At 69.9% G+C, this 522-nt stretch carries 1 protein-coding gene; it reads right to left on the bottom strand.

The window, feature by feature from the left end:
• On the bottom strand, window positions 1-522 hold a 522-nt coding region (locus LMU33_RS40905; RefSeq protein WP_228627199.1), incomplete at both ends, for an SDR family NAD(P)-dependent oxidoreductase.

The raw sequence follows: 522 nt of genomic DNA, 5'->3' as shown, positions 1-522 counted from the left end.
GTGTTCGCCGCCGCGTAACTGCCCTGACCCGCCGCACCGAACACACCGGCAGCCGAGGAGAACAACACGAACGCCGACAGATCCGCACCCCGGGTCAGCTCGTGCAGGTTCCACGCCGCATCCACCTTCGGACGCAGCACCACCTCCACCCGCTCCGGACTCAGCGAACCGATCACACCGTCATCCAGCACACCCGCCGTATGCACCACACCGGCCAGCGGACGCTCCGCCGGCACCGACGCCAGCACCGCCTCCAACGCCACCCGGTCAGCCACATCACACGCCGCCCAGACGACCTCCGCACCCAAGGCCTCCAACTCCGCCGTCAATTCGGCGGCTCCGGGCGCCTCAGCACCCCGGCGGCCGACCAGCAACAGATGACGCACACCCCGCTCAGCCACCAGATGACGCGCGAACACCCCACCCAACTGACCACCGGCACCCGTCACCAACACCGTGCCCGCCGACGACCACTCAACAGCAGGCACCTCAGCCGGGATCCGGGTCCGGACCAGCCGCGGC

Origin of the sequence: Streptomyces barringtoniae, from assembly GCF_020819595.1 — a bacterium.
GTDB lineage: Bacteria > Actinomycetota > Actinomycetes > Streptomycetales > Streptomycetaceae > Streptomyces > Streptomyces barringtoniae.
Note: the sequence above shows the minus strand (reverse complement) of the source record. Positions and strands in the feature narration are given on the sequence as shown.